We start from the raw sequence: 25,543 nt of genomic DNA on the forward strand, positions 1-25,543 counted from the left end.
GGACTCTGGGCCTCACACCGCCCTCAGCATTCGAACATCCGCCACCGGCTCGGGCGCCATCAACGCCAGCACCTGGGCCGCCACGTCCTCCGGCGCGTGCTGGTAGATCCACGTCACCTTGGACCCGCGGTCGTGCCCCAGGATCGCCTGGGCGTCCTTCTCGGGCACGCCCAAGTCCTTGAGCCACGTCGCGAAGACGTGCCGGAGATCGTGCACCCGCGGCCACCACTCGTCCCGCCCCGTCTCGGGGTTCGTCACCTGCCTGGCCAGGCCGGCGGCCTGAATGGCGGGGATCCACGTCCGGCGGAAGTTGTGCCGCGTGAGCACGCCGCCTTGGGGGCCGCGGAACACCAGCTCGTCACTCCGTAGATCGCGGCCGTCGCCGACCACCTTCGAGACGGTCTTCTTGGGTTTCCAGCGGGTCACCATCGCCTCGACGGCCGCCACGGCCGCCGGCGTCAGCGGAACCGTCCGGAACCCGGCGGCGCTCTTGGGCGCCATCTTGCGGAACAGGGTGCCGGAGTCCTCGCTGAGCACCTCCTTGACCTTGAGGTGCTTAGCCTCGAGGTCCACGTTGCCCCAGCGCAGCCCGGTCGCCTCGCCCCAGCGCAGCCCTGTCTCCTCGAGGAGCACCAGCAAGGGCTGGTAGTACATGGGCGCGTGCTCGCGGATCAGTGCGCACTGCGCGCGCGTGGGCGGCCGCAGCTCGTCCGGGCTCTTCTTCGGGGGCGCCTCCAGGTCGATCTCGCCGGCGGGGTTGAAGGGGATCCGCTTACCGTCCTTGACGGCGGCCCGCAGCATCGCGCTCAGGAGCTCCAACACCTTCTTCTGGGTGTGGTACCCCTTTACGTCCTGCGTGAGCCAGGCCTGCAGCTCCATGAACTCAAGGTCGCACAGCCGCCAGTCACCCCACCGGGGCTTGAGGTGGGCCGTCCAGTTCGACACCTTGCGGTTCGTCGTCGTGACAGCCCGCTTGGGCTGCGCCGGCCACCACTTCTCCCACCACGCCGAGAGGGTGATCTCGCCGCGCTTGGGATCGTGGTACGTGCGGCGCCGCACGCGGGTGCGGACGTCGTCGAGGAAGTCGTCGGCCTCGCTCTTCTTCGGGAAGTTCTTCGACTTCTGGGTGCCGGACGGATCCCGGTAACGGGCCTGCCAGGCGCCGAGGCAGTCCCGCCGGCGCTTGCGCTCGCCGTGCTGCTCGGGCGTGAACGCCTCCATGCACAGCGCGCAGCCGCACGTCTTACTGCGCACCTGACGGGGGTTGTTGGTCGCTCTACGCGCCATGTCCGGCCCCCACCCTCGCGCTGAACTGCTGGGCCTCCGGGCGGGTCGCGAACTGCTTGGACCGCTGCACGCCGTCGGCGCTGTAGCGGACCCGCCAGCGGCCTGCACACGGGGCCTGCGGGGGCCGGTAGCCGTACTGGTCTTCAGGGAGATCGGTCATGCAGTCGCAGCAGCCGCACTGTCGGCTCGGCATCTGCTGGGGGTTAGGCGCCATGGTGGCTCACCTGCCCGCTCCTTCGCTGCTCGGGTACGCGGGGCAGCAGCCGGATGGCGGCCCCGCAGTGGCAGCGTGCCCCAGAGGGGGCCTGCGGTACGGCGAGTTTGTCAAGAACCGCCCGCACGGCGATCTCGAGGACCTCCTCGGGCAGGGACGCGGGCAGCGTTATGACCTGGGTGGAGGCGTCGTACGTGCGGTAGGTGAGGCTGGAGAGACTGGAGAAGGTGATGCGGATGCACATGCTGAGTCCCCCGTGGGCAGGATGACGGGATATCAGCCGCGGGGGAGGACGTGGCCGTGTGACCGACCGTACCGGGTGATAGGTGAATATGCGACAACTCTGCGTACGAAAAGTGCAGCCAACTTCACGTTGAGTGATCGCGGCCGTTTGTGTTAGACCTGTGAAGCCCGCAGAGGGTTGTACGGGGACCCGAGGCTTTCGCCTACTGGGTGTTGGAGGCCCGCAGTGCCCGCATCTGGATGAGGGTCAACTTCTGCTGTTCCTCGGTGAGTTCGCTGAAAACCTCGTGGAGTTCGCGCTCGGCGTCGTCCGAGAGTTCGCCGGGGACCTTGCGGCCGGCGGCGGCGAAAATCTCGGCCTCGCTGAATCGGGGGAAGCTCGCGGCGAGGGCCCGGAGGGTGTCAGGGCGGGGGCCTCGGCCGGTGCCACGGGTGCGATTCACCCAGGCGTTTACGGTCGCCGGGGCAGCACCGATGGCGCGCGCGATCTGGCTCTCGTTGACGTCGTACACGTCCTTGAGCCGCTTGATCAGCTGCGCCAGGTCTTCGCCTGCGGTCGGTCGCCCCTCGTGCTCCACGGGGTAAGAGTGCCTGCGGATCTTCTACTTTCGCAAGTGAAAGTAGAAGCAATGGCGCGATTGAGCGCGGCGCGCGACCTCCCCGTCACGCTCCGGCGTACTGGCATATGCAATCAGATTCGAACGCTCTTGCGATACCCATTTCGGATAGCCCGAAACCTCAACCAGGCTCACCGAAACTCATTGACACTGTTGCTACTGACACAGTAGAAATGTGTCAACGAGGAAGCGCACCGCTTCTCTCGTCCACTACGGCACTGAGGCACCCATGACCATCCTGCTCCGCAAGGCCGGCGGCCAGCCAATCCGAGACGCGATGAAGCGGCGGGGGCTGTCCGGGCCGAGGCTCGCGGAGGCCACCAGGGCGGCCGATCGGGCGGGCCGCGGCATCAGCGCCGGCACCGTCCACAAGATCGCCGGGAAGGGGGAGAGCGCCGTCGGCGAGTGTCGCCTGCGCACCGCGTGGCTCATCGCCACCGCCCTCAACGAACCCCTGCAGGAGCTCTTCCTCATGCCGTCAGTTTCAACCGACACAGTAGAAAGGTAAAGCCCCTCATGGCGACACTCGCCGCTCGAGCCGAGGTACTCCAGCCCACCGGGCTCGCCCCGCTGCTGACGACCGCGCAGCTCCAGGCCCGGTACGGCGTCTCGAACTGGACCGTCAACGAGTGGGTCAAGAACGGCTGCCCCGTCGAACCGACCGCGTTCCGCGGCCGCCGCTTCGACCTCGCGGACGTCCGGGACTGGATGGCCTCCCTGCAGTCGGCCGCCGCCTGATCAACGAAAAGCGGGGCCGTCCGGACGGCCATCCGGAGCGACCCCGGCATTCCTCACCAACACCGAGAAGACGAGGAACACCATGAACCGCCAGCCTAGCCCGACCGGCCTCCCCGGCCCGTCCAGCATCACCCGCCACGTCCCCCTGCCGATCCGCCCGCTCCCGGCCCTGCCGGTCGAGCTGCATGCCGATCCCCGCGGCTTCCTGTGGCAGCTCGTCGAGGACGGCCAGGACGGCCGCCTGTTCCTCCCGGAGCACGTGAACGCGGCGACCTGCCCGCGCTGGGTGTGGGTCCGCGAAGACGAACTCGTCGAGCACATCGGCCCGCTGTCCCGGGTGGAGCGTGCCGCGTGAAGATCCTCCGCGTCACCTTCGACGAGTCCACCCCGCTCGAACCGCTGACCACCACGGCCGCCTGCCCGGCCGAGGACATCGCCCGCTACCTGCACCGCCTGGCCGCGGGTACGCCGACGGTCGAACTGCGCCCCGACGGGTTCGGCGTGGCCTTTGCTGACGGCCGCCTCCTGACCACGTTCACGACCGGCCCCCTCGGCGCCGCCGCGTGAACACGAGGAGCATCAGCGGCGCCGCGAAGGTGATCTGCGCCCGGATGGGCCGGCCGAACGCGGTCGGCGCGACGATCGCGGTCGCGCTGGACGCAGGTGGCTGGCTGAACACTGAGGACTCGGCCGCCGAGCTGGTCCGGTTGCGGTCCGATCACGCCGAGGACCAGGCGCAGTTCGAGGAGTACCGCGAGCTCGTCGCCAAGCTGCGGGCCCGGGTGGCCGAGCTGGAAGACGAGCGTGTGCCGAAGTCGTGCGGCCGCGAGCTGTCCACCGGCCGCCCCTGCCCCGACCACCCGCGCCCCGAGCCCCTCGCGGGCACCGTCCGCACGCTGGCCCGCATGGCCGAGGCCCAGCAGCCGGCGGCCGTGGACGGTACCCCGTGACCGCCTTACTCGCCCTCGCCCTGTTCTCGCTGGCCCTGCACCTGGGGCAGTACGCGGTCAGCCGGTCGATGGAGCGCCGTACCCCGCCGCCCCTGGCCCCGGTAGCCCTGCCCGCACTCACGTGGCCCGCCAACGCGGGGCGCGGCCGGCACCGCCGGGCCGGATCGGCCCCGGACGAGTGGGCCGCCTGTCACAGCCTCGCCTGCGCGCACCTGACCACGGCGCACACCAAGACCCCGGCCGGCCTCGTCTGCGACGAGTGCGGCCACACCATCCCCAACGCCCGTACGGGTGAGGAAGTCGAGGGCTGACCAGTGAACAAGTGGCTCCGTACGAACCGCCGGCTGAGGTCGGAAGTGGACTACCTGCAGGGGCGGCTGAACGCGGCCGCCGAGGAACGGCGCGCCCTCGTCGTCCGGCCGGGCCCGCTCCCCGCGGCGGCCCCCGCCGCGCCGCCCGCCACCCGGCCCAACATCGCCGATGTGCTCCAGGGCCGGATCAATGCCCTGGAGAAGCTGAAGACGACCGCGGGGGCGGTCGAGCTGGCCCGCGAGGCTCGCGCCTGGCGGGAGCGGGCGGGCGCCGTCGAGGAGCGGCTGCGGGCGCTGCAGAGCGCCAACGAGGCCGCGGACGTGGACCTGAAGCGCGTCACGGGCCAACTGACGGTCGCCAACGCGCAGCTCAGCAAGATGGGTTGGCACACCGAACGCAGAGTGGTCCTCCCGTGAGCCACGCCGTCGTGATCGCGTTCCTCGTCGTGTTGGCGACCGGGGTCCTGGTCTGGCTTGTTGCGCTGGTCCTGGCCCTCGTCTGCCTGGCACGCGGGGCGGTCCGTCTCTGGCAGGACTTTCGTACCGTCGCCACCGTCGAGTGACCAGGCCCGCCCGCCCCTGCGACTCCCTGTACCTGCCTCACGGCTCGCAGCCCGCCCGCCTGTACCCGTGCGGGTGGCGCTGCGACCGGCACAGCCCCAACGCCCTCGCCGGGCGGCCGGAGACGCCGCCCGGCCCCGGCTGGCCCGCAGGGTCCTACCTCACCCGCACCGCCCCTCCCCCCGTGACCGAACCCCCGGAGGAACCATGTCCGCCCCCACCCCCCTCGACGTAGCCGCCCGCGTCGTTCGTGCCCAGGCCGCAACCCTCGGCTCCTCGTTCCGCGGCCGCTTCCAGCAGGGCATCCGCTGCAGCCAGATGAACCCGAACACCCGCCTCGTCGCCCTCACGCTGGCCTCGCTCGCCTCGGACAGCGGCGAGATCGACCCCTCCGCCCAGCCCGGGCTGGGCGGCCTGGTGACCGCCACGGGGCTGACGCTCGGCCGCACCTGCGTGCACCTGCGGATCCTCGAGCAGCGCGGCTGGCTGCAGCCGGTGCACGGCGACCGGTACGAGACCGCGACGTTCGTTCTGACGCTCCCGCTGTACCGGAGGGCACCCCAACGCGACTGACCAGCCTTCGCCCCACCTGTACGCCCTCGTGACACAGAGAGGCTCCCGTGCCCGACGAGCAGCAGCCGGACTACGCCAGCGGAGGCGTACCGCACGCCTACCGCAACGCGATCTTCTGGAGGTGGACCCGCACGATGCCCCGCCCCCTGAAGGGTCCGTTCCTCACCCTGCTGTACGCCCTCGGCGCCGCCTCCGGGACACACGGTCTGCTGCAGTTCCGCGACGGCCAGGTGATGAGGATCCAGGACATCGCCGCCGGGATCGGCTCCGACGAGAAGGACACCCGCCGCTACCTCAACGCGGCGATCGCGGCCGGCGTGGTCGCGGTCGAGGGCGAGCGGCGCAGGGGCAAGCGGGCCGTGTACCGGATCGTCCTGTGCGTCCACCCCGACTGGACAGCAGCCCTCGCCTCCCTGGCCGGGTCGAGGCCCAGGCCCAAGAAGACGCCGGCTCCTCCGGCCCCCTGGCAGGACGAGGAGGAGATCGGGGGACCAACCCCCGTACCCAAGGGCGGAAGTTCGGGGGACCACCCCCCGAACTTGCCCGGAGCGAGTTCGGGGGACCAACCCCCGAATCAGTTCGGGGGACCAACCCCCGAATGGTTCGGGGGACCAACCCCCGAACAACCCAGGGTTACCCAGGTACTACCCCAGGAATCGGCCCCTGTAGTTGGTCAGCCACCCCTTGGGGGTCCCCAAGGGGGTGACCAGCCGCCGGACTCGGCAGCGGATCCACCGCCGGGGACCTGGCCGCCGCAGCTGGCCCTCACGAGCCAGGGGCGCCGCGATGACCAGGCCGCGCAGGTCAAGGCGAAAAGCGCCTCCAACGGGGGGCAGATGCCGCTCCTGCTGTCGGTACGCGACCCCGAGCACGTGGCAACCGTCGCCGAGGTACGGGCGGCTGCCGAGGACGACCCCGAGGCCATCCGGCGGGCGATCGCCACGCTCGGTCGGACCGAGGCCATCCACGTCTACGGCTGGCGCCTGGTCTCCCCGCACCTCACCGACGACATCACCGACACCGACACCGCCTGAGAGGGCCCCACCATGACGATCGACCTCGCCCCCGCCGCCGTGGACTACGACGAGGAGTGGGAGGACGCCGCCACGATCCCGTTCGCGGCCGCGCCCGTACCGCCCGCCCTCACGGCCGCCGAGGCCCTCGCCGCCTACGGCCACCACGTCCACCTCGTCGCCGACGACGTGCAGTGCCTCACGCACTCCTGCATCGCCCTCCCCGGCGTCTGAGGAGCCCCTGATGCCCAGCGACCACGACGTCGCCGCCTGCCCCAGCTGTGGCGACCGCATCCGGTGGACCACCACGGCCGCCGGCCGCCGCCAGGCCGTCAACGCCGACCCCAACGCCGCGGGCAACCGGGCCGTATACCGCGACGGAGTCGGCACCCTGCGGTCCCGGGGCCTGACCACCGAGCGCCCCAACCCGGAGGCGTACGAGCAGCTGTACATGCCGCACGTCGCCACCTGCTCCGCGCCCCGACCGGCGCGCACCGGGTCCCGGCAGCGGTCCGGTGTCCGGCCGGCGCGCTGGCAGGGATGGACCCGATGACCACCCGGGCCACGGTGGCCGTCGCCGAGGCGGTCGGCGCCGTGATCGCCGCGCAGCTCCAGCAGGACCTGGTGCAGCTACTCGGGCAGCCGCTGCCCGACTCCGTCGCCGCCCTCCTCGGCCGCAACGCGGTGATGGCGCTGCGACAGGACGGCTGGCACATCGGCCCCACCCCGCCCGCACCCGCCCCGACCGATACCGCAGGGAGCCCCGAATGATCATCAACTTGACCGGCGAGGACGTCCGCCTCTACGGCCTGGCCGCCCCCGACGTCATCGAGGACGACGCCCTCGACAGCGGATGCACGGTCATACCGGCCGAGACCCCGCCGGCCTACTTGGACATCGTCAGCCTCGGCAGCCCCGGCGACGACGTCCACGGCGGCCGGCCCGTCGAGGTCGACCTGGCCGAGTTCCACGTGCGGGACCTGCCCGCCAGCAGCCCGGGCACACGGCTGATCGTCCTCCCGCACATCGCCCTCGCCGCGCGCGGCCGCAGCGACCTCCTGACCCCGTTCAGCGAGGTCTGCAACGCCACCGGCGCCTCGGTCGGCCACCGCCTCCTCATCAGCCCCTGCTGACCCCACCACCCCGCACAGCACCGAGAAAGGGCCGCCATGAGAATCTCCCCGGCCGTCGTCCTGCAGATGGCCACCGACGGATACAGCGACCAGCAGATCGCCGACCAGCTGCGCACCGACCGCGCGACCGTCGCCGGCATCATCGACATGCACAAGAGCGTCGCCGCCCGCGGGGCGCACCCCACCTCGTCCGCCCCGCAGGAGCGCCCGGGCGTCGCCAAGCTCTTGTCCTGGGCGGAGGGCCACGAGGCCGCGTCCGTACGGCGCAGCGCCGAGCGGGTGCACGAGCTCCTCGACGGCCTCCTGCAGCGGCACGCGGCCGAGTCCGAGCTGCTGACGGTCACGATGCACGTCGTCGAGCTGGAGAAGCAGCTGGCGGAGGCCCGCACCCGGGCGGCCGCGCTGAAGCCCGGCGCCCGCCCGTCCCGCCCCGCGGTGAAGCGCACCTACGACCCTGCCGTCGTCAGGGCCTGGGCGCGGGAGGCCGGCATCACCTGCCCGCCCGTCGGCATCGTGCCCAAGCCCGTCGTCGAGGCCTGGGAGCAGCGCGAGCAGCCGGTCACGCCGTGAGCATCCCGCCGAGCACGCTGCGGATCCTGGCCGCCGCCATCGAGGACTACCGCACGGTGACCCCGCCCGACGAGGCGACGCCGGCCGCGCTCGCGGAGTACATCGCCATGTACCTCGTCGCCAGCAACTTGACGATCCGCCCCCACACCACCGCCTGAAGGAGGACCCGTGTCCCGCACCGCCACCCTCAGCCGCTCCCGCCCGCACGCCGACACCGACCCCGCCGGCCACTGGGCGGACCGCGCACGCTGCAAGAACCGCCTGGCCCAGTTCGAAGCCAGCGAGGACGCCGCCCGCGCGATGTGCGAGGCCTGCCCGGTCCGCGCCCAGTGCCTTGCCGTGGCGCTGGAGGAGGAGGGGCAGAGCACCAGCGCCTACCGCGACGGAATCCGCGGCGGCCTCGACCCCCGCGAGCGGGCCGCCCTCGCCCGCGGCGAGCAGCCCGTGCCCGACGACACCCCCGACAACCGGGAGGAGGCCGAGAAGCTCCTGCAGGCCGCGCAGCTGTGCGACCGCGTCGTCGCCGAACGCAGCGGCCTTCCGCTCCGGGCAGTCACCGAGCTGCGCCGCGCCCTGGGCCTGCGCATGGTCCCCGACCCCCAGACCAGCCTGCGCAAGCCCCGCACGCCTCAGCAGCGCTTCGACCGGCGCACCCAGCCCGGCGACGACGGACACGTGCTGTGGACCGGCAACCCCGGTGTGCAGATGGCCGATCGCCGCTCCGTCAGCTGCACGGTCCTGGCCTACACGCTCGGCTATGGGCGACCGCCCGAGGGCTCCGTCCGGGCCACGTGCGGGCAAGCCCGGTGTGTCGCCTGGCAGCACCTGGCCGACCGTCCGATGCGCGAGGCCCTCGCCGCGGCCGCCGAGCCCCCGGCCGTCCCGCAGCTGCCCGTGCCCGTCGAGTACCTGTACGGCGTGCAGCCGGCGCACTGGAAGGGAGACGCACTGTGGGCGCCCGCCCAAGTGGTTCGCTTCCGCGTCGTCAGGAAGACCCGCGCCAAGGTCTTCTACGTCCGCGACGAGCGCCACGGCACGCCCAGGATCGGCAACGTCAGCCGACTCCGCCTCGAGGCCGACGGCGACGTCTACCGCGGCGCCACCACCGGATGGTGGGAGGCCGACAAACGCCTCTACCTCGCCCCGCCCGCCCTCGACGCCGACGCCACCGTCCGGCCCTCGCCTGCCACCCTTGCCGAACTCCGGGCGGCGATGACCGTCGCCCACCCCGACCACGGCGGGACCGACGCCACGTTCATGCAGGCGCACGCGGCCTACCAACAGGCCCGCCGCATCGCCCGGGCGCAGCGGTGAGCGCCTCGATCACCCTGCGCTGCAACACGGTGTGGGCCGAGGGCGCGTGTACCGGGGCCATCACGTTCTACTGCCGCACCGTCCCCGAGGCGAGGGCCGGCGCCCAGGCGCACGGCTGGCGCTCCCACCCCTCGGAGGTCGACTACTGCCCGGGCTGCTCGGGGACCAGGAGCAGCGGCGCCAAGGCCACCGTCCGGCCGCTGGCATCCCGAACGCCTCGCCAGAGGGAGCCCCGGCGGTGAAGGGCCTCGCAGTCCTCGCCATCTGGACCGGGGCCAGCTTCCTCGCGTTCCTCGTCCTCGCCCGCATCGGCTACAACCTCAAGCGCCACCACAGGAGCGACCGATGAACCTCTGTGTATGCCGGGCCGAGCTGGCTGACGGATACCTCTGCGTGCGCTGCAGGGCGGCAACGCATGGCCGGCTGACCCGGATCCCCGCCCTGTACCGGCTCCTGGCCGCCGAACTGCAACCCGCGCCCGGGCCCGCCTCCTTCGGCCGTGTCCGTCTCGTCGAGGCGCCCCTGCCCGTCACCGCCGACGTGCTGACCATGCGCGGCCCGGGCGGCATCGTGGGCGTCCTCGAGGACTGGTGGACCGCCATGCAGGCCTCCCGCGCCGGATCGGCACCGGTGATCAGCGGCACCATCGAGCAGCGGGTCAGCAACGCCGCCGGCCGCCTCGCGTTCCACCTCGACTACATCGCCGACTGGGCAGAGGGCGGATCCCTCGCCACCGAGATCCGGCAGCTCGACGAGCGGGCCCTGACGATCGTCTGCCCGCCCGACACCTCCGAGCGCGGCGAGCGGCTGGGCCCGTGCCCCGCCGAGTACGGCGACGGCTCCCGGTGCGGTGCCGTGCTGCGCTACTACCGCGGCAACGTCCACGGCGTGACCTGCCCGTGGTGCGCCGTGGTGTACCCGCCGGCCTCCTGGGCCGACCTGAGGGCCTGGATCGACCACGACGAGAGGGAGGTTCTCCTCGCCGGGTAGCCCCCGGACAGCAGGACGGCCCCCGCCGGTGCGCGAACACCAGCGAGGGCCTGACCAACCCCCCTTGAATCAACCAAGGAGAGCAGCTGTGCCCGATACTGCCACGCCCACCGACACCCCCGCGCACGAGCCCCAGAGGCTCCGTATCGCCACCGGACGGGTCGAGCGCCACGGCGCCCGCACGCTCATCCTGAGCGCCACCCCCGACGACGTCCTGGTCACCACCTTCCGGCCGGTGACCCGATGACCGGCCTGCCGCCCACCGAGACCTGCCGCGCCCTCCTCCTGCAGATGGCCGCCTACCTCGACCGCTCCCGCCCCAACGGCGTGATGTGGCCCGAGGGCCGCGGCATCATCGCCGGGCAGCTCGCCGCCGAGCACTACGGGATCCGGGCCGACCTCGTCGCCGACGTCGAGGCCGAGCTCCTCGCCCACGCGCCGGCCGTCAAGCCCGGCATCCTGCGCTCCCAGTACGCCGAGCAGCTGCGCGACGCCGCCCGCTCCTGACCCACCCCACCCCGGCCGGGCCCGCCGCGATCCGCGACAGGCCCGGCCGCGACCGCGACAGGACCACCCATGACCGACCCGACCACCGACCCTGTCGCGCAGCGCCGCGCCCTTGTCGCAGAGCTGACCCGCGACAACAAGTCGCTCCGCGACATCGCCCAGGAACTCGGCGTCTCCAAGGACGTGGTGCACCGCGACAGAATCGCCAACGCCGCGACACCCAGCGCACGGCAGGCCCGCCTGCGCGACAAGGCAGCTCAGGCCGCCGCCGCGATGGAGCAGCTGCGCGACGCCGTGGACGCGACAGCGGCCGCCCGTCCCGCTCACCAAGTCCTCGTGACCGATGAGACCGCCCGCGACTGGCTCGCCCAGCTGCGCGAGGACATCGCCATGCTGACCGGTGTCGCAGCCTCCTTCCGCGACATGTACCCGCACCTCACCGACACACCCGCGACACCCGACGCCTGACCGCGACACCCGGCGCGACACTCGACGCCTGACCGCGACACCCACTGTCAGACCCCGCCCGTACCGTCAGGGCATCCCATACGCGCTCGCAGGGCTGCTGGCGCTACTCGGGACCAGGCCCCGCCCGATGGCTCCTCGGGCGGGGCCTCCTGCCATCCGTGACTCCGGCATCCGAGGGCGCGCTGGGTGACACTGAGAGGCATGGAGTACGCCAGCCTGCCGCCCGGGCAGCTCACCACCAGCACGGCCGCCCTCGCGTGCGGCGTGCAGCCCGCGACCATCCGCGACTGGGTCCGCCGGGGCCTCCTCGCCCGGGCCGGCGGCACACCCAAGAGGCCGATCTACCGGCTGCACGACGTCCTTGCCGCGCGCGACGCACCCAAGCCCACACGTGCTGGGCAGAGGGCCAGTGATCATGCCGCTTGACACTCGAACGCGCGCGCGCCACGATTTGGGCGTACAGCCATGCCCACACGCTGGCTGACCAGGACGCCCAAGGCCTCGACCATGCATCACGGTCGGGGCCTTCGCCGTGCCTGCCCCTAAGCACCCGCTGCCCGGCGATCGGGCGAAGAGTCCGGCCGTAGCACCCCGATGACACGCGGGGCATCGCGCGGTTGGCCAGCGACCGGGCAGCGGGCCCACACGGGAGGAGCGGCTTGGTCGGCGTTCAGCAGCCGCGTGCAGGTGACTACCCCGACCACGACGCGTACCTCCTCGCCTGGCACACCTGGCGCGCCCAGATGCGAGACGAGCGCCCTACCAGCGATGAGCTCAGTGCAGCGTTCGACGTCATCGCCGAGGCCTTGAGGAGCTGACGTGCCCACACGCGCACCACGACGCTGCACCACGCCAGGCTGCGCGCGGACGCCCGAGCCGGGCACGGCCAAGTGCAAGGAGTGCACGCGCCCCAGGGCGCGCCCCTCCCCCTCCTCCCAGGGCTACGGCCGCGAGCACGAGCGCCGCTTCCGCGACGTCGTGCTGCGCCGTGATCCGACCTGCGTGTGCGACGAGGAGGGCCACGGTCATGACGCAGAGTGCGGGGCGCCGAGCGCGCACGCCGACCATCACCCCTTGTCCAAGCGTGAGCTCGTGGTGCGCGGCATGGATGATCACGACCCGCGCCGTGGCCGCGGGCTGTGCCACTCGTGCCACAGCAAGGTCACCGCGCAGCACCAGCCAGGCGGCTGGAACCAGGCCGGCCCGGCCTACTGAGCTGCGATGTCACGTTCGGTGAGGGGGAGGGGGGCCTCAGATCGCTGGCCCGGGGCCCCGCGGAACGCGGGGGGGAGTCCCCTCTCGCTCCGACAGGTTTCGGGATCCGCCGTACCGGGCCGCCGTATGTGACGCAATGTGACCGTGGGAGTGATCATGGGGAAGCGTGGACCGGCTCCGAAGCCCACCGCCCTGCGGGTCCTGCACGGCGACCGTGCGGACCGCGTCAACCGGGACGAGCCGCGCCCCTCCGAGCTCGGCATCGAGGCGCCCGGCTGGCTGTCGGAGGCGGCCGTCGAGGTGTGGGAGACCCTCGCTGATGACCTGATCGCCAAGGGTGTCCTGACCGCGTGGGACGTCGAGGCGTATGCGAACTGGTGCGACGCGGTGGCCCGCCGGCGGGACGCGGCCGAGCACGTCGCCGAGGAGGGCGCCGTCACCGAGCAGCCGGTCTACAACAAGAACGGCGACGTGAGCGGCCAGCGGCTGGGGAAGAACCCGTGGCTGCTGGCGCTGGACGCCGCCGACGCTCAGGTCCAGCGCTACGGCGCGCGGTTCGGGCTCACCCCCAGCGACCGGGCGCAGCTGAAGATCGGCGGCCAGGACAATCCGGCCGGAGCGGAGCGGCTCCTGTCCTGAGCGTACGGAGGGCGAGATGACCGCCGGGACCACGACCCGCCGCCCGGCCCGGAGCAAGGCCGCCACCCGCCCGCCCGGCCGCCGCCGGGTGCAGACGTTCAACCACCACAGGCGGTGGCGGCCGGCGTCCCGCAAGGGCGGCCGCTGCGGGTACACCCTCGACGGTAAGACGTGTGTCCGCTCGGGCGCGCACTACTGCGAGCCTCGCGCGGACCGCGTGGTGCAGTTCTTCGCCGAGCTCCTGGTCCACCCCGCGGGCGCGTTCTCCAACACTCAGTTCACGCTGGCGCCGTGGCAGGAACACGAGATCATCCGGCCGATGTTCGGCGAGGTGATCTGGTCGGACCAGTGGGGGCGCTACGTGCGCCGCTACTCGCGGGCCACGATCGTCATGGCCCGCAAGAACGGCAAGAGCGCCCTGCTGTCGGGGATCGCGCTCTACATGCTGTGCGGGGACGGCGAGGAATCCGCCGAGGTCTACGGCGCGGCCGCCAACACCCGCCAGGCGGGCAAGGTGTTCGAGCCCTGCGTGAAGATGGTCAAGAAGTCGCCCATCCTGGCCTCGACGATCACGCACATCCGCAACGCGCGGCGCCTGGTGTACGAGGCCAACAGCTCGCACTACGAGGTCATCCCCTCCGACGCGGACAACGAGCTCGGCCACAGCCCGCACTGTTTCATCCTCGACGAGGTGCTCAGCCAGCCGAACGACAAGCTGTGGCAGGCGATGGTCACGGGCGCCGGCGCGCGCACGCAACCGCTCATGCTGGCCATCACGACCGAGACCAGCGACCAGGCCTCGTTCGGCGCCGACCACATCGACGACGCCGACCGCGTGATGGAGGACCCCGCCCGGGCCCCGCACCACTTCGCGTACGTGCGGAAGATGCCGCGCACACAGGACGAACTCGACCGGCTGCACCGGCTCTTCCCCGGCCGCCCGGACCTGCCCGTCTCGCTGGATCCCTTCGACGAGACGAACTGGTACTGGCCGAACCCGGCGCTGGGTACGTTCCTGGCGATCCAGGCCCTGCGGGTGGACGCGGCCGAGGCCGTCAGCAAGCTGTCCAAGCTGAACAGTTTCCTGCAGTTCCGCATGAACCAGCGGGTCTCGCAGGTCTCCCGCTGGATCCCGATGGACCTCTGGGACCTCAACGCCCGCGAGATCGCCCCCACCCCGGGGTGGATCTCCGGGCAGCTGGAAGGGCAGCGCTGCTGGGCCGGCCTCGACCTCTCGTCCAAGCTCGACCTCACCGCGTGGTCGCTCGTCTTCCCCGACGGGTCGCTGCTCTGGCGGATATGGGCCCCGGAGTCGGTGACCGACCACCTCGACGAGCACACCGGCGGCATGTTCTCCGAGTGGGCCCGCGACGGCTGGGTGACGCTGACCGACGGCGACACCATCGACTACGACACGATCTACGACGACATCGAGACCGACCACGAGCTGTACCGGATCGTCGACATCACCTACGACAAGTGGTGCGGTGAGCCGGTCCGGCAGGAGATCGTCAAGCGCACCCGCCTCAAGTGCGTCGAGTCCGACACCACGTACACGCGGATGACCCCGCCGATGGCCGAGTTCATGCGCGGCCTCAAGGCCCGCGAGTACGCGCACTTCGGGAACCCGGTCATCCGGTGGATGGCCGACAACCTCGAATGCAAGAGCCCCCGCGACGACCCGGACCGCATCCGGCCGGTCAAGCCCGCCCGCGACAAGACCGGCAAGCGCATCGACGGCATGCCCGCCCTGCTGTTCGCCATCGACGGCGCCCTGCGCGGCATGCCTGCACCGTCCATCTACGAATCCCAGGGCATGGCCCTCTGACCCATTGGAGGCCCGATGGACCGCTGGGACCTGCTCGCCCTGCTCGGCCTCGTCCTGCTCGGCGCCGGCCTGTTCCTCGTCGCCCCCTGGCTGGGCATCACCGTCACCGGCCTCGTCCTCCTGGCCGTCGGCCTCGGCGGCGCCATCGCCGCCGAGCGCACCCCCGCCCCGGCGGCCGAGCAGGACGGAGACGCCTGATGGGCTTCCTGCGACAGGCCGTACGCGCCACCAGCGGCCCCCTCGCCGGGCTGGCCACACCGGAGAAGTGGGTCGAGGAGTGGTTCCGCGGCGGCACCGCCAACTCGGCCGGCATCCGCGTGGACCACGACACCGCCCTGACCTACGCGCCGTTCTTCGCCGGCGTGCGCGTCATCAGCGAGGACTTGGCCGGCCTGCCGCTGCACCTGTATGAGCGGCTCGTCCCGCGCGGCAAGACTCGGGCCCGTACCCACGCGCTGTACTCCCTGCTGCACGACCAGCCCAATCCGATGATGACGAGCGTGCAGCTGCGCGAGACCCTGCAGGGCCACGCCCTGACGTGGGGCAACGGCGTAGCCCAGCTGGTGACTCACCCGCGTACCGGGGTCATCGAGGAGATGTGGCCGCTGCGCCCGGACCGGCTGCGTATCTGCGTGCGCCGTACGGGCGCCGGCTCCTTCGAGCGGGTCTACCAGTACCGCGACGAGGCGAACGGCATCAAGGCCACGCTCATGGCGGACGAGGTGCTGCACATCGCGGGTCTCGGTTTCGACGGGATCCGCGGGTACTCCGTCGTCGAGCACGCAGCGAACGCGATCGGCCTGGGCCTGGCCACCGAGCACCACGGCTCGAAGTTCTTCTCCAACGGCTCGGCCCCCGGCGGCGCCCTCTCTCACCCCGGGAACCTTTCCCCCGAGGCCCGCAAGCGGATGGCCACCGACTGGGAGAACATCCACGCAGGCATCGACCGCGCGCACCGCGTGGCCATCCTCGAGGAGGGCGTCACCTGGCAGCAGGTCGGCATCCCCAACGACTCCGCGCAGTTCCTCGAGACCCGCAAGATGCAGGTCACCGAAATGGCCCGCTGGCTGCGGATCCCCTCGCACAAGATCCAGGATCTCGAGCGGGCCACGTTCTCCAACATCGAGCAGCAGCAGCTCGACTACGTGACCAGCGCGCTGAACATCTGGCTCGTGCGCTGGGAGCAAGCGATCACCACGCAGCTCCTCCTGCCCGAGGAACGGGAGAAGTACTTCGCCGAGCACCTCGTCGACTCGCTGCTGCGCGGCGACACCCTCACCCGCTACCAGGCCTACGCGATCGGCCGGCAGTGGGGCTGGCTGTCCGCCAACGACATCCGCGACAAGGAGAACGAGAACGGCATCGCCGGCGGCGACGACTACCTCGTCCCGATGAACATGATCCCCGCCGGGCGCGCCCGCACCCGTGAGGACCGGACCGCCTACCGCCGGGCCCGGCTGCTCGCCGGGCGCGGTGGCGCGGTGCGGGCCTCGCTCACCGAGCAGTACGGGGCGAAGATCCGGGCATCCGACGAGGCGATCGCCGCGCTCGAGGCGGAGAAGGTCGGCGCCCTGGTCGCCGAGCACCTCGAGCCGCAGCGCGGCCGCCTGCGGACCCGCTCCGTCTCCGCATTCCTCGCCGCGCTCGGGACCCTGTATTCGACCGAGGGCCCGATCGCCGAGGCCCTGGCCGCGGCGTGGCTGCCGCTGTTCACCGCGTACGCCGCCGACGTCGCCACCGACGCCGCCGAGGAGGTCGGGCACGAGGACGAGGTCGACCTGTCCGTGTGGGCCCGCGCCTACACCCTGGCCCACGTCGCCTATCAGGTGGCCTCCAGCCTCGGCCAGCTCTCCAAGATCACGCAGGCCAAGGAGACCCCGGAGGACATCGTCGCCGGGGTCCTCGAGCGGCTGCAGAAATGGCAGGACGAGCGGCCCGAACAGACCGCCCGGTGGGAGACCAGCCAGCTGCCCAACGCGGCCGCGCGCGAGACGTGGAAGGCCGCCGGCGTCACCCAGGTGCAGTGGGTCGCCCGCGGCTCCAAGCACTGCCCGTACTGCATCAAGCTCGACGGCACGATCCGCGAGATCGACCTGCCGTTCGTCGCCAAGGGCGCCGAGGTCGAGGGCGACGAGCAGAACGAAAAGCTCGTCGCGAAGCGGGACACCTTCCATCCGCCCGTTCACCCCGGCTGCCAGTGCGAGCTGATCCCCGTATGACCCACACCACCACACCCCGGAGGGGCAGATGACGCGGCACTACCTGCGCGGCTACGTGCTGCGCGCTGCCGACAAGACCGAGGAGGCCGGCGCGCTGCGGATCATCGCGGCGACCGCCGGCCGCAAGGGCGACGGCCTCAACCTCACCATGGACGGCGCCGACCTCGGCCGCTTCCAGTCCAACCCCGTCGTCGGGTACGGCCACCAGTACTGGGGCCGCGAGGGCCTGCCGATCGGCCGATCCGACAAGACGTGGATCGACGACGACAAGCTGATGATGGACATCAGCTTTGACCCCGAGGACGAGTTCGCCCGGACCGTCGAGCGCAAGTACCGCGGCGGCTACCTCAACGCGTTCTCCATCGGCTTCGACGTCTGGGACGTCGATGACACCGGCACGCCCCGCGGCTGGGAACTGTTCGAGGTCTCCGCCGTCCCGCTGCCGATGGACCCCAACGCCGTCGTCGAGTCCGGCCGCGAGCTCGCCCTGGCCCGCGCGCTCGACGCCGACCCCGCGGGCGCGCTGCTCCGCGCGGGAGCCGTGCTGTCCAAGAAGAACAAGGGGCTCGTCGAGAACGCCGTCACCGCGCTGCAGGAGCTCCTCGACGCGGCCGGCACCGGCGACGAGAACGACGACGACCAGGCCCGTACCGCCACCACACAGGCGCCCGCACCCGCGGCACCCGCCGCCCCCTTCGACCCGGCCCACACGGCGCGCCTGCGCCGCCTGGCCGGTATCTGACCCGACCCGAGAGGACCACCACATGAACACCAGGGAGCTGCGCGCCAAGCGCACCAAGCTCGGCGCCGACGCCGCGGCCATCATGGACACGGCCACCGCCGCGGGCCGGAACATGACCCCGGAGGAGGAGACCTCCTTCGACCGGATCATGGACGAGCGCGACCAGACCGACGGCATGATCGAACGCGCCGAGCGGCTGCGTGAGGACGACCGCCAGGAGGCCGAGCGCCAGGAGCCGGAGCCCGGCACCGGCAACGCGGAGGCGATGGGCGCGCTGCGCGCCTACTTCCTCGGCGGCCGCGGCGCCCTCAGCCCCGCGCAGGCCCGCGCGCTGAACGCGGGCAACGACCCGGAGGGCGGCTACCTCCTGCCGCCGATGGAGTTCGTCAACCAGCTGATCCAGCGGATCGACGACGCCGTCCCGCTGCGCGGCCTGGCCACGATTCAGCAGCTGCGCACTGCCGACTCCCTCGGCGTGCCCACGCTGGACACCGACCTGAATGACGCCGACTGGACGACGGAGATCGCCACCGGCAGCCAGGACGACAGCCTGCGGTTCGGCCGGCGCGAGCTCGACCCGAACCCGCTCGCCAAGCGCGTCAAGGTCAGCCGCAAGCTGATGCGGCAGACGACCGGCAAGGCCGAGAACATCGTCCGCGACCGCATGGCCTACAAGTTCGGCGTGACGCAGGAAAAGGCGTTCATGACCGGCGACGGGAACAAGCGGCCGTTGGGACTTTTCACCGCCAGCGCGGACGGTATCTCCACCGGCCGCGACGTCAACAGTGGCCTCGCCACGGGCTTCACCGCCAACGGCCTGATCGACGCCAAGTACACCCTGAAGGCCGGCTACTGGCAGGCCGCGCGGTGGCTCTTCCACCGCGACGCCCTCAAGGCGATCCGCAAGCTGAAGACCACCACCGACGAGCAGTACGTCTGGCAGGCCGGCATCGCCTCGGACCGCCCCGACACCATCCTCGACGTCCCGTTCGTCGTCAGCGAGTTCGTCCCGAACACCTTCACCGACGGCCTCTACGGCGGCATGATCGCCGACTTCTCGTACTACTGGATCGCCGAGGCCCTGGGCCTGGAGATCCAGCGGCTGAACGAGCTGTACGCCGAGGCCGACCAGATCGGGTTCATCGGCCGCCAGGAGCTCGACGGTATGCCCGTCCTCGAGGAAGCCTTCGTTCGGATCAAGTGCGCCACCTGATCACTGCCCCCACCCTCACCCCTCCAGCAGAAAGGGCATCGGCATGAGCCGGGACCTGAAGAACAACGTGTCGGTGGCGCAGTCGCTGGCACCCGCCGCGCGGACCGCGGCCGCCGACGGCGCGGCCGTCGACCTCGCCAACTACGCCAGCGCCACCGTCGTCATCGACGCGGGCACCGCTACGGGCACCTCGCCCTCCTTCACGTTCGAGGTGCAGGAGTCGGACACCACCACCTCGGGCGACTTCACCGCGGTGGCCGACGCCGACCTCGACGGCACGGAGCCCGTCATCACCGACGCCAACGACGTGGCCGTCTACCGGATCGGCTACCGGGGCCGCAAGCGGTACCTGCGCGTCACCATCGAAACGGTCGGCGGCACGTCCACGCCGACGCTCCCCTGCACCGGCCTCGTCCTGCGCGGCAGCCCGCGCAAGGCCCCGAAGTAGGGCGGCCCGGCATGCGACGCGTCACCATGCACACCCTGTACGCCGGGCCCGAGCGGTGCGTGCAGGCCGGGCAGAGCGCGGAGTTCGCCGACGAGGAGGCCGCCCGCCTCGTCGGCGGAGGGTTCGGCGTCTACGCCGACGAGCCCCGCCGCACCGAGCCGACCGAGCAGCCGGTCGAGAAGATGACCGTGGCCCAGCTGCAGGCGTACGCGGCCGAGCACTCCATCGACCTCGGCGAGGCCAAGACCAAGGCGGAGATCCTGGCCGTCGTCGTCGCCGGGGTCGAGGCGGCGCGCGAGGCGGAGGCGGAGGCCTGATGTCGGCCGCCACGGCCGCCGAACTGCGGGCGTGGCTGCGCCTGCAGGAGGCCTTCACCGACGACGAGGCAGTCACCGCCGATCTCCTCCTCGGCCTCGCCCAGGGCGTCATCGAGGAGGAGGCCGGCCAGCCGCTGGAGTCCTCCCGGGACACGGTCGTTCTCGACGGACCCACCAAGGACTCATCGCCGTATCAGTCCGCGGCCCGCTCCGTCAGCCTGGTCCTGCCCCGGTGGCCGGTCACCGCCGTGCACACGGTCACCGAGGACGGCGAGGAGCTCGTGCACGGCAACAGCGCCGACTACACGTGGTCGGCGGCCGGGGTCCTCACCCGCCGCGGCGGCTGCTGGCCCTCCCACGACCGGGCCATCACGGTCGACTACACCGCCGGATTCCTGCTCATGCCGACCGGGCTCAAGCGCATCGAACTGAGGCTGGCCGCGGCCGGCTGGTCCAACCCCGAGCTCCTCGCCTCCGAGTCGCTCGGCGACCACTCCCGCTCCTTCGCCACCGAGACGCTTGGGATGGAGCTCACCAAGGCCGACATGCGGGTCATCGCCGCGTACCGGGCCCGGACATGATCGGCCACTGGCTCAACCGCACCCTGCAGGTGTGGCGGCCGGACGAGGTTCCCGACGGCGCGGGCGGCCAGGACGTCATCCTCGTCCGCCAGGGCGACGACGTCCGCGCCAAGGTCGACCAGCCCGGGACAGCCGACCGGGTCCTGGCCATGCAGGCCGGATCCGAGCACACCCACACCGTGTACCTGTCCGCGGCCGCCGACGTCGCCCGCGGCGACGAGCTCCGCGGCGGCGGCCAGGTACTCAAGGTGCGGTCCGTCGCCGCGCCCTCGACCGCCCGCTACCAGCGGGCCGAGTGCAAGCTCATCGAACCCGAAGGAACCTGATCATGGCCGCCCTCACCCTCCACACGCTGCCGGTCGACGGCGGCGCCTCCCTGACCGACAACCTGACCGCGGCCGCCGGCGGCGGGGACACCGCGCCCACCGGCGCGGGCAGGTTCCTCGTCGTCGCCAACGGCTCCGGCGGATCCATCACCGCCACGCTCGCGACCCCCGGAACCGTCTCGGGTCTCGACGTCGAGAACGCCGCCGTTGTCGTCCCCGCCGGGAAGACGTCGATCATCCCGCTGGCCCGGATGTTCGCCGGGACGGCCGGCCGTGCGGCCATCACCTACAGCGGCGTGACCAGCCTCACCGTCGGATGCTTCGAGCTGGGCACCTGATGACCTTCCCCGACCCGCGCTCGCTGCGCCCACCAGAGCCGCACGTGGCCATCGACCACGCCATCGAGTTGGTCCCGCGCAACGCCAGCGGCGCGATCGCGTGGGCGCTCATCGCCATAGCCACCGAGCTCGGTGCGATCCGGCGCGAGCTGCGCAAGGGGAGGTAGCCGTGGCCGTCACCGCCCGCATCCTCGGCGCCGAGCGCCTGCAGGTCGACCTCGCCCAGCTCGACGACACCATCGTCGCCGCCCTGAGGAAGGCCGTACGGGAGGCCGCGGAGTCCGTCCGCGACGACACCAAGGCCACCGTGCCCCGTGCCAGCGGGCACCTGCAGGAGAACGTCGACATCCGCTACGAGAACGACGGGCTCACCGCGGAAGTCGGCTGGTTCGACGAGGTGTCGTACTACGCCACCTACCTCGAGAACGGCACCCGGTCCCGGCCCGCACAGCCCTCGCTCGGCCCCGCCCTCGAGCGGGAGCGCGGCCGCTACCGGGCCCGCCTCACCGAGGAAGTCAGGCGGGTCCTGAGGTGAGCGAGGCCCCGGCCGCGCTGGGCCCCGTGCAGATGGCCGTGTACGGGCGCCTGACGGGCGATGAGGAGCTGATGGCGCTCATCACCGGCGTGTACGACTACGTCCCGGAGACGGCCGCCTACCCGTACGTGGTCATCGGTGAGGCCACCGAGATTCCCGACAACTGGCACGGCGGATTCGGCCGCGAGACCGTGCCCAGCCTGCACGTGTGGACCCGCCACCGCGGGCACGGGCCCGGGCTGCGGATCGCCGCCCGGATCACCGCGCTCCTCGACCACCAGCCCCTCACCGTCGAGGGCCTGCACCACGTGAGCACGCGGTTCGAGTTTTCGCAGACCCTCACCGACCCGGAACCGGGCGCGGACGTCAGGCACATCCCGATGCGGTTCCGCATCATCACAGAGCAGGAGTGATCACCCATGGCTGGACAGGACGGATTCGGCACACAGTTCAAGAGGGGCGACGGCGCCGGGCCCGAGGTTTTCACCGCGCTGGCCAACGTGACCAACATCAGCGGGCCCGGTCTCTCGCGGGAAACCATCGACGTCACCACCCACGGCAGCCCGGACGGGTGGATGGAGTTCATCGGCGGACTCAAGGACGGCGGCGAAGTCAGCCTCGACGTCAACTACGCGCCGGCCAACCACGACGCCTTGATCGAGGACTTCGACGACGACGCCCCCCGGAACTATCAGATCGTCTTCCCCGACCCGGACACCACCACGTGGAGCTTCGCGGCGATCATGACCGGTTACGAACCCGAAGCCCCGTACGACGACAAGCTCGCCGCAACGCTGACCTTCAAGGTCAGCGGCAAGCCCACCATCTCCTGACCTGCCCCACCCCCGACGAGAGAAAGGCGCCCAGCCGTGGCCCTGCTGACCCGAGCACAGATCGACGCCGCCGACGACCGCACCTGGGAGGACGTCCCCGTACCGGAGTGGGGCGGGGACGTGCGTCTGCTCGGCCTGTCCGGCACCGAGCGCGACGCCTACCAGGCATCCATGGTCCGGATGGGATCCCAGGGCAACGTCGCCGGCGTGAACCTCGCCGACACCTCCGCCCGCCTCCTCGTCAAGTGCATCGTCGATGAGGACTTCCAGCGGGTCTACACCGACAAGGACGTCAAGGCCCTCGGCGCCAAGGACGGCAAGGTGATCAAGCGCCTGTACGCGGACGCACAGCGTCTCTCCGGCCTGGGTAAGGGGGCGGTCGAGGACGCGGCGGGAAAATCCGAGACAACCCCGAGCGACAGTTCTACTTCCGACTAGCCCTCGCCAAGGGCCTGTCCGTCGCGCAACTCCTGGCCACGCACTCCTCGGCCGAGCTCACCGAGTGGATCGCCTACGAGCAGATCACCGGCCCCATCGGTCCTGCCCGCGACGACATCCTCATGGCGGTCCTCGCCGCCACCGTCAGCAACGCGAACCGCGGCAAGGGCCGCAAGGCCCGCGTCAAGGACTTCCTCCCTGCCTGGGACCGCGCCAAGAAGCGCATGAACTGGCAGGACATGCTCACCGCCGTGAAGTCGATCAACCGCACATTGGGCGGGGCCGACCTGACCGAAGGAGGCGAGCATGGCAGTCCTCTCGGAACTCCTGGTCAAGCTCGGCATCGACACACAGGAACTGACCGACGGCGCTGAAGGCGCAGCGCGGGACGTCAACAACTCCCTCGTGGGCATCGGCGGTATGGCCGCCGGCGCCGCGGTCGGCGGCATGTTCGCGGTCGGTCTGTCCGCCGCGATGGACGCCGGCTCGGCCAATGCCAAGCTGACCGCGCAGCTCGGCCTGACCGAGGCGGAGGCGGCCCGCGCCGGCGACATCGCGGGCAACGTGTTCTCCGCCGGGTGGGGCGAGTCCATCGACGAGGTGAACGAGGCGATCAGCTCGGTCGGGTCCGCGCTGGGCGGCCTGTCCGCGATCACCGACACCGAGATGGAGTCGATGACCCGCTCGGCCCTGGCGCTGGCCAAGACGTTCGAACTGGACGTGTCCGAGGCGGCGACGGCCGCCGGCACACTGATCAACAACAAGCTCGTCAAGGACGGCGAGGAGGCATTCGACGTCCTGACCAAGGCGGCCCAGTCCCTGCCGAAGTCGATGATGGCGGACATCCCCGCCACCATCAACGAGTACGGCAAGCACTGGGCGCGCATCGGGCTGGACGCCAAGGACGCGATGGGCATGATGTCGCAGTACGTCAAAGCCGGCGGCCGCGACATCGACCAGGCGGGCGACGTCCTGCACGAGTTCGCCCGCATCACCAGCGAGGAGACCGACAAAGCCAGCGAGGCGTTCAAGGGCCTGGGCCTGCCGGCCAAGGAGATGCTGGCCAACATCCACAAGGGCGGCGAGCCCGCCAAGGCCGCCCTGCAGAAAACGATCGAGGCCCTGCGCGGAGTCAAGGACGAGGGCAAGCAAAGCGCGTTGGCCGTCGAACTGTTCGGGGACATGGCCGGTGAGGGCGCCGACGCACTGTGGGCGATGGACCCCGCGACCGCGGCCGCCAAGACCGGGATGGCGGACGCGGCCGGCGCGGCCGCCGCGATGGAGGGCGCCCTCGCCGCGGACCCGATGATGGCGTACGACTCCATCGTCCGCTCCCTGACGACCGCGCTCGGGGAGCTCCTGGCCCCCGCCCTCGAGACGGTGGCAGGGTTCGCCAAGGACCACCCCGAGGCGTTCAAAATGATTGCCGTGGCGCTCGGCATCTTCGCCATCGCCATGGGCATTGCGGCCGCCGCGCAGTGGGCGATGAACTCCGCGATGCTCGCCAACCCGATGACGTGGATCATCCTCGCCGTCATCGCGCTGATCGCCGTGATCGTCCTCATCGCGACCAAAACGACGTGGTTCCAGACCGCGTGGAAGGCCACGGTCGACGCGGTCGGCATCGCCTGGGACTGGCTGTGGGACAAGCTCAAGGTGGGCTTTGCGGACCTGACCGATCTGTTCCTGACGTGGACCGGCTGGAAGTTCGTGATCCAGCACTGGGACACCATCAAGGCGGCCATCGCCACGGCCATGACCTGGGTGACTCAGAAGACCGAGGCCGGATCGCGCGCCATCTCCGCCGCGATCGACTGGCTGTCAGCCCTGCCCGGCCGGGTCTCGGCCTACTTCGGCGGCATGGTCACCTCGGCCAAGGAGAAGGGGAACGCCCTCGTCAACTGGGTGCGCGGCATCCCGCGCAGCATCCAGGCCGCCGTCGGCAACCTCGGCCACCTCCTCCTCGGCGCCGGCCGCAGCATCGTGCAGGGCCTGATCGACGGGGTCACCGGCATGATCGGCAGCCTGCGCAACCGCTTCTCGTCGATCACCTCGATGATTCCCGATTGGAAGGGCCCCATGTCGCTCGACATGCGGCTGCTGACCCCCTCCGGCGAGGCCCTCATGAGCGGCCTCATGGACGGAGTCGAGGACCGCATGCCCGACCTGCGCCGCACCCTGCAGGGCATCACCTCCGACATCCCCGGCAACGTCAACGTCGGCGTCGGCGCGGCCGCCCGCGGCGGCGGCCAGGAGGTCGTCGCCCGCATCGTCATCGACGCAGCCGTCGACAGCATGTTCGCGGCCGCCATCAAACGCTCCGTGCGTACCGACGGCCGCGGCGACCCCGGCGGCTACTTCAGCCCCCGGCAGTGAGGAGCA

At 71.3% G+C, this 25,543-nt stretch carries 46 protein-coding genes; 42 read left to right on the forward strand and 4 right to left on the reverse strand.

Annotated elements, in window-relative coordinates:
• Window positions 1-12: 12 nt before the first annotated feature.
• From AC3IX6_RS21810 to AC3IX6_RS21825, 4 genes are all read right to left on the reverse strand, one after another.
• Complete coding sequence (locus tag AC3IX6_RS21810) at window positions 13-1,287, reverse strand: tyrosine-type recombinase/integrase (RefSeq protein ID WP_489363772.1); 1,275 nt, start codon at window positions 1,285-1,287, stop codon at window positions 13-15.
• Window positions 1,277-1,447, reverse strand: a complete 171-nt coding sequence (locus tag AC3IX6_RS21815) for a hypothetical protein (protein ID WP_489363774.1) — start codon at window positions 1,445-1,447, stop codon at window positions 1,277-1,279. The genes AC3IX6_RS21810 and AC3IX6_RS21815 overlap by 11 nt, the downstream gene beginning before the upstream one ends.
• 43 nt (window positions 1,448-1,490) lie before the next feature.
• Window positions 1,491-1,745: a hypothetical protein gene (locus AC3IX6_RS21820; RefSeq protein ID WP_489363776.1), complete on the reverse strand. Its 255-nt coding sequence runs from the start codon at window positions 1,743-1,745 to the stop codon at window positions 1,491-1,493.
• 202 nt (window positions 1,746-1,947) lie between these two features.
• Window positions 1,948-2,322 (reverse strand): helix-turn-helix domain-containing protein, encoded by a 375-nt coding sequence (locus AC3IX6_RS21825; protein ID WP_489363778.1) that lies wholly within the window; start codon window positions 2,320-2,322, stop codon window positions 1,948-1,950.
• A 268-nt stretch (window positions 2,323-2,590) separates the two neighbouring features.
• Between AC3IX6_RS21825 and AC3IX6_RS21830 the strand changes: the two genes are divergently transcribed.
• The 42 genes from AC3IX6_RS21830 (at window position 2,591) to AC3IX6_RS22035 (ending at window position 25,537) form a co-directional block, all read left to right on the forward strand.
• Window positions 2,591-2,869 carry an XRE family transcriptional regulator gene (locus tag AC3IX6_RS21830; protein WP_489363780.1) on the forward strand — a complete coding sequence of 93 codons (279 nt, stop codon included), beginning with the start codon at window positions 2,591-2,593 and terminating at the stop codon, window positions 2,867-2,869.
• Window positions 2,870-2,877: 8 nt separating this feature from the next.
• Window positions 2,878-3,099: a helix-turn-helix transcriptional regulator gene (locus tag AC3IX6_RS21835; RefSeq protein ID WP_489363782.1), complete on the forward strand. Its 222-nt coding sequence runs from the start codon at window positions 2,878-2,880 to the stop codon at window positions 3,097-3,099.
• Window positions 3,100-3,181: 82 nt separating this feature from the next.
• Window positions 3,182-3,454, forward strand: a complete 273-nt coding sequence (locus AC3IX6_RS21840; protein WP_489363784.1) for a hypothetical protein — start codon at window positions 3,182-3,184, stop codon at window positions 3,452-3,454.
• Window positions 3,451-3,666: a hypothetical protein gene (locus AC3IX6_RS21845; RefSeq protein WP_489363786.1), complete on the forward strand. Its 216-nt coding sequence runs from the start codon at window positions 3,451-3,453 to the stop codon at window positions 3,664-3,666. Before AC3IX6_RS21840 ends, AC3IX6_RS21845 begins: the two co-directional genes overlap by 4 nt.
• Window positions 3,663-4,049 (forward strand): hypothetical protein, encoded by a 387-nt coding sequence (locus tag AC3IX6_RS21850; RefSeq protein ID WP_489363788.1) that lies wholly within the window; start codon window positions 3,663-3,665, stop codon window positions 4,047-4,049. Before AC3IX6_RS21845 ends, AC3IX6_RS21850 begins: the two co-directional genes overlap by 4 nt.
• Entirely contained in the window at window positions 4,046-4,360 is a 315-nt protein-coding gene (locus tag AC3IX6_RS21855; protein ID WP_489363790.1) for a hypothetical protein, read from the forward strand. The genes AC3IX6_RS21850 and AC3IX6_RS21855 overlap by 4 nt, the downstream gene beginning before the upstream one ends.
• 3 nt (window positions 4,361-4,363) lie before the next feature.
• Window positions 4,364-4,777, forward strand: coding sequence for a hypothetical protein (locus AC3IX6_RS21860; RefSeq protein ID WP_489363792.1), 414 nt, complete (start codon window positions 4,364-4,366; stop codon window positions 4,775-4,777).
• Window positions 4,774-4,923 carry a hypothetical protein gene (locus tag AC3IX6_RS21865; protein WP_489363794.1) on the forward strand — a complete coding sequence of 50 codons (150 nt, stop codon included), beginning with the start codon at window positions 4,774-4,776 and terminating at the stop codon, window positions 4,921-4,923. The genes AC3IX6_RS21860 and AC3IX6_RS21865 overlap by 4 nt, the downstream gene beginning before the upstream one ends.
• Window positions 4,924-5,128: 205 nt before the next feature.
• A complete protein-coding gene (locus AC3IX6_RS21870; RefSeq protein WP_489363796.1) occupies window positions 5,129-5,494 on the forward strand; it encodes a hypothetical protein in 366 nt (121 codons plus the stop codon).
• A 47-nt stretch (window positions 5,495-5,541) separates the two neighbouring features.
• Window positions 5,542-6,528: a hypothetical protein gene (locus AC3IX6_RS21875; protein ID WP_489363798.1), complete on the forward strand. Its 987-nt coding sequence runs from the start codon at window positions 5,542-5,544 to the stop codon at window positions 6,526-6,528.
• A 12-nt stretch (window positions 6,529-6,540) separates the two neighbouring features.
• Window positions 6,541-6,741 (forward strand): hypothetical protein, encoded by a 201-nt coding sequence (locus tag AC3IX6_RS21880; RefSeq protein WP_489363800.1) that lies wholly within the window; start codon window positions 6,541-6,543, stop codon window positions 6,739-6,741.
• Between the two features lie 10 nt (window positions 6,742-6,751).
• On the forward strand, window positions 6,752-7,060 hold the full coding sequence (locus AC3IX6_RS21885) for a hypothetical protein (RefSeq protein WP_489363802.1): 309 nt from the start codon (window positions 6,752-6,754) through the stop codon (window positions 7,058-7,060).
• On the forward strand, window positions 7,057-7,278 hold the full coding sequence (locus AC3IX6_RS21890; protein WP_489363804.1) for a hypothetical protein: 222 nt from the start codon (window positions 7,057-7,059) through the stop codon (window positions 7,276-7,278). The genes AC3IX6_RS21885 and AC3IX6_RS21890 overlap by 4 nt, the downstream gene beginning before the upstream one ends.
• A complete protein-coding gene (locus tag AC3IX6_RS21895) occupies window positions 7,275-7,640 on the forward strand; it encodes a hypothetical protein (RefSeq protein WP_489363806.1) in 366 nt (121 codons plus the stop codon). Before AC3IX6_RS21890 ends, AC3IX6_RS21895 begins: the two co-directional genes overlap by 4 nt.
• 36 nt (window positions 7,641-7,676) lie before the next feature.
• The gene (locus AC3IX6_RS21900) at window positions 7,677-8,210 is read left to right on the forward strand and encodes a hypothetical protein (RefSeq protein ID WP_489363808.1); all 534 of its coding nucleotides are present in this window, start codon (window positions 7,677-7,679) and stop codon (window positions 8,208-8,210) included.
• Entirely contained in the window at window positions 8,207-8,368 is a 162-nt protein-coding gene (locus tag AC3IX6_RS21905) for a hypothetical protein (protein ID WP_489363810.1), read from the forward strand. The genes AC3IX6_RS21900 and AC3IX6_RS21905 overlap by 4 nt, the downstream gene beginning before the upstream one ends.
• Before the next feature lie 10 nt (window positions 8,369-8,378).
• A complete protein-coding gene (locus AC3IX6_RS21910; RefSeq protein ID WP_489363812.1) occupies window positions 8,379-9,524 on the forward strand; it encodes a WhiB family transcriptional regulator in 1,146 nt (381 codons plus the stop codon).
• Window positions 9,521-9,766: a hypothetical protein gene (locus AC3IX6_RS21915; protein WP_489363814.1), complete on the forward strand. Its 246-nt coding sequence runs from the start codon at window positions 9,521-9,523 to the stop codon at window positions 9,764-9,766. Before AC3IX6_RS21910 ends, AC3IX6_RS21915 begins: the two co-directional genes overlap by 4 nt.
• A gap of 103 nt (window positions 9,767-9,869) precedes the next feature.
• Entirely contained in the window at window positions 9,870-10,514 is a 645-nt protein-coding gene (locus tag AC3IX6_RS21920) for a hypothetical protein (protein WP_489363816.1), read from the forward strand.
• Window positions 10,515-10,602: 88 nt separating this feature from the next.
• Complete coding sequence (locus AC3IX6_RS21925) at window positions 10,603-10,761, forward strand: hypothetical protein (protein WP_489363818.1); 159 nt, start codon at window positions 10,603-10,605, stop codon at window positions 10,759-10,761.
• On the forward strand, window positions 10,758-11,021 hold the full coding sequence (locus AC3IX6_RS21930; RefSeq protein WP_489363820.1) for a hypothetical protein: 264 nt from the start codon (window positions 10,758-10,760) through the stop codon (window positions 11,019-11,021). Before AC3IX6_RS21925 ends, AC3IX6_RS21930 begins: the two co-directional genes overlap by 4 nt.
• A gap of 69 nt (window positions 11,022-11,090) precedes the next feature.
• A complete protein-coding gene (locus AC3IX6_RS21935) occupies window positions 11,091-11,489 on the forward strand; it encodes a hypothetical protein (protein WP_489363822.1) in 399 nt (132 codons plus the stop codon).
• Window positions 11,490-11,690: 201 nt separating this feature from the next.
• The gene (locus tag AC3IX6_RS21940; RefSeq protein ID WP_489363824.1) at window positions 11,691-11,915 is read left to right on the forward strand and encodes a MerR family transcriptional regulator; all 225 of its coding nucleotides are present in this window, start codon (window positions 11,691-11,693) and stop codon (window positions 11,913-11,915) included.
• Window positions 11,916-12,308: 393 nt separating this feature from the next.
• Entirely contained in the window at window positions 12,309-12,704 is a 396-nt protein-coding gene (locus tag AC3IX6_RS21945) for a holin (RefSeq protein ID WP_489363826.1), read from the forward strand.
• A gap of 156 nt (window positions 12,705-12,860) precedes the next feature.
• A complete protein-coding gene (locus tag AC3IX6_RS21950; protein WP_489363828.1) occupies window positions 12,861-13,343 on the forward strand; it encodes a phage terminase small subunit P27 family in 483 nt (160 codons plus the stop codon).
• Between the two features lie 16 nt (window positions 13,344-13,359).
• Complete coding sequence (locus tag AC3IX6_RS21955) at window positions 13,360-15,171, forward strand: terminase large subunit (protein WP_489363830.1); 1,812 nt, start codon at window positions 13,360-13,362, stop codon at window positions 15,169-15,171.
• 15 nt (window positions 15,172-15,186) lie between these two features.
• The gene (locus tag AC3IX6_RS21960; protein ID WP_489363832.1) at window positions 15,187-15,369 is read left to right on the forward strand and encodes a hypothetical protein; all 183 of its coding nucleotides are present in this window, start codon (window positions 15,187-15,189) and stop codon (window positions 15,367-15,369) included.
• Window positions 15,369-17,390, forward strand: coding sequence for a phage portal protein (locus AC3IX6_RS21965; RefSeq protein ID WP_489363834.1), 2,022 nt, complete (start codon window positions 15,369-15,371; stop codon window positions 17,388-17,390). The genes AC3IX6_RS21960 and AC3IX6_RS21965 overlap by 1 nt, the downstream gene beginning before the upstream one ends.
• A gap of 28 nt (window positions 17,391-17,418) precedes the next feature.
• On the forward strand, window positions 17,419-18,132 hold the full coding sequence (locus tag AC3IX6_RS21970) for an HK97 family phage prohead protease (protein ID WP_489363836.1): 714 nt from the start codon (window positions 17,419-17,421) through the stop codon (window positions 18,130-18,132).
• Between the two features lie 22 nt (window positions 18,133-18,154).
• Complete coding sequence (locus AC3IX6_RS21975; protein ID WP_489363838.1) at window positions 18,155-19,345, forward strand: phage major capsid protein; 1,191 nt, start codon at window positions 18,155-18,157, stop codon at window positions 19,343-19,345.
• A gap of 43 nt (window positions 19,346-19,388) precedes the next feature.
• Window positions 19,389-19,793 carry a hypothetical protein gene (locus AC3IX6_RS21980; RefSeq protein WP_489363840.1) on the forward strand — a complete coding sequence of 135 codons (405 nt, stop codon included), beginning with the start codon at window positions 19,389-19,391 and terminating at the stop codon, window positions 19,791-19,793.
• 11 nt (window positions 19,794-19,804) lie between these two features.
• Window positions 19,805-20,110 (forward strand): hypothetical protein, encoded by a 306-nt coding sequence (locus AC3IX6_RS21985; protein ID WP_489363842.1) that lies wholly within the window; start codon window positions 19,805-19,807, stop codon window positions 20,108-20,110.
• Window positions 20,110-20,691 (forward strand): hypothetical protein, encoded by a 582-nt coding sequence (locus tag AC3IX6_RS21990; protein WP_489363844.1) that lies wholly within the window; start codon window positions 20,110-20,112, stop codon window positions 20,689-20,691. Before AC3IX6_RS21985 ends, AC3IX6_RS21990 begins: the two co-directional genes overlap by 1 nt.
• Window positions 20,688-21,017, forward strand: coding sequence for a head-tail adaptor protein (locus tag AC3IX6_RS21995; protein ID WP_489363846.1), 330 nt, complete (start codon window positions 20,688-20,690; stop codon window positions 21,015-21,017). The genes AC3IX6_RS21990 and AC3IX6_RS21995 overlap by 4 nt, the downstream gene beginning before the upstream one ends.
• Window positions 21,018-21,019: 2 nt before the next feature.
• Entirely contained in the window at window positions 21,020-21,355 is a 336-nt protein-coding gene (locus AC3IX6_RS22000) for a hypothetical protein (RefSeq protein ID WP_489363847.1), read from the forward strand.
• Window positions 21,355-21,522, forward strand: coding sequence for a hypothetical protein (locus AC3IX6_RS22005; protein ID WP_489363849.1), 168 nt, complete (start codon window positions 21,355-21,357; stop codon window positions 21,520-21,522). The genes AC3IX6_RS22000 and AC3IX6_RS22005 overlap by 1 nt, the downstream gene beginning before the upstream one ends.
• Before the next feature lie 2 nt (window positions 21,523-21,524).
• Window positions 21,525-21,890: an HK97-gp10 family putative phage morphogenesis protein gene (locus AC3IX6_RS22010; protein ID WP_489363851.1), complete on the forward strand. Its 366-nt coding sequence runs from the start codon at window positions 21,525-21,527 to the stop codon at window positions 21,888-21,890.
• Entirely contained in the window at window positions 21,887-22,303 is a 417-nt protein-coding gene (locus AC3IX6_RS22015; RefSeq protein ID WP_489363853.1) for a DUF3168 domain-containing protein, read from the forward strand. The genes AC3IX6_RS22010 and AC3IX6_RS22015 overlap by 4 nt, the downstream gene beginning before the upstream one ends.
• Window positions 22,304-22,309: 6 nt before the next feature.
• On the forward strand, window positions 22,310-22,723 hold the full coding sequence (locus tag AC3IX6_RS22020) for a phage tail tube protein (protein ID WP_489363855.1): 414 nt from the start codon (window positions 22,310-22,312) through the stop codon (window positions 22,721-22,723).
• Window positions 22,724-22,759: 36 nt separating this feature from the next.
• Complete coding sequence (locus AC3IX6_RS22025; protein WP_489363857.1) at window positions 22,760-23,161, forward strand: phage tail assembly chaperone; 402 nt, start codon at window positions 22,760-22,762, stop codon at window positions 23,159-23,161.
• A gap of 32 nt (window positions 23,162-23,193) precedes the next feature.
• Window positions 23,194-23,535, forward strand: a complete 342-nt coding sequence (locus AC3IX6_RS22030; RefSeq protein WP_489371519.1) for a phage tail assembly protein T — start codon at window positions 23,194-23,196, stop codon at window positions 23,533-23,535.
• Window positions 23,468-25,537, forward strand: coding sequence for a phage tail tape measure protein (locus AC3IX6_RS22035; RefSeq protein ID WP_489363859.1), 2,070 nt, complete (start codon window positions 23,468-23,470; stop codon window positions 25,535-25,537). The genes AC3IX6_RS22030 and AC3IX6_RS22035 overlap by 68 nt, the downstream gene beginning before the upstream one ends.
• Window positions 25,538-25,543 lie beyond the last annotated feature (6 nt).

This window comes from Streptomyces sp. GL_141, assembly GCF_057834385.1.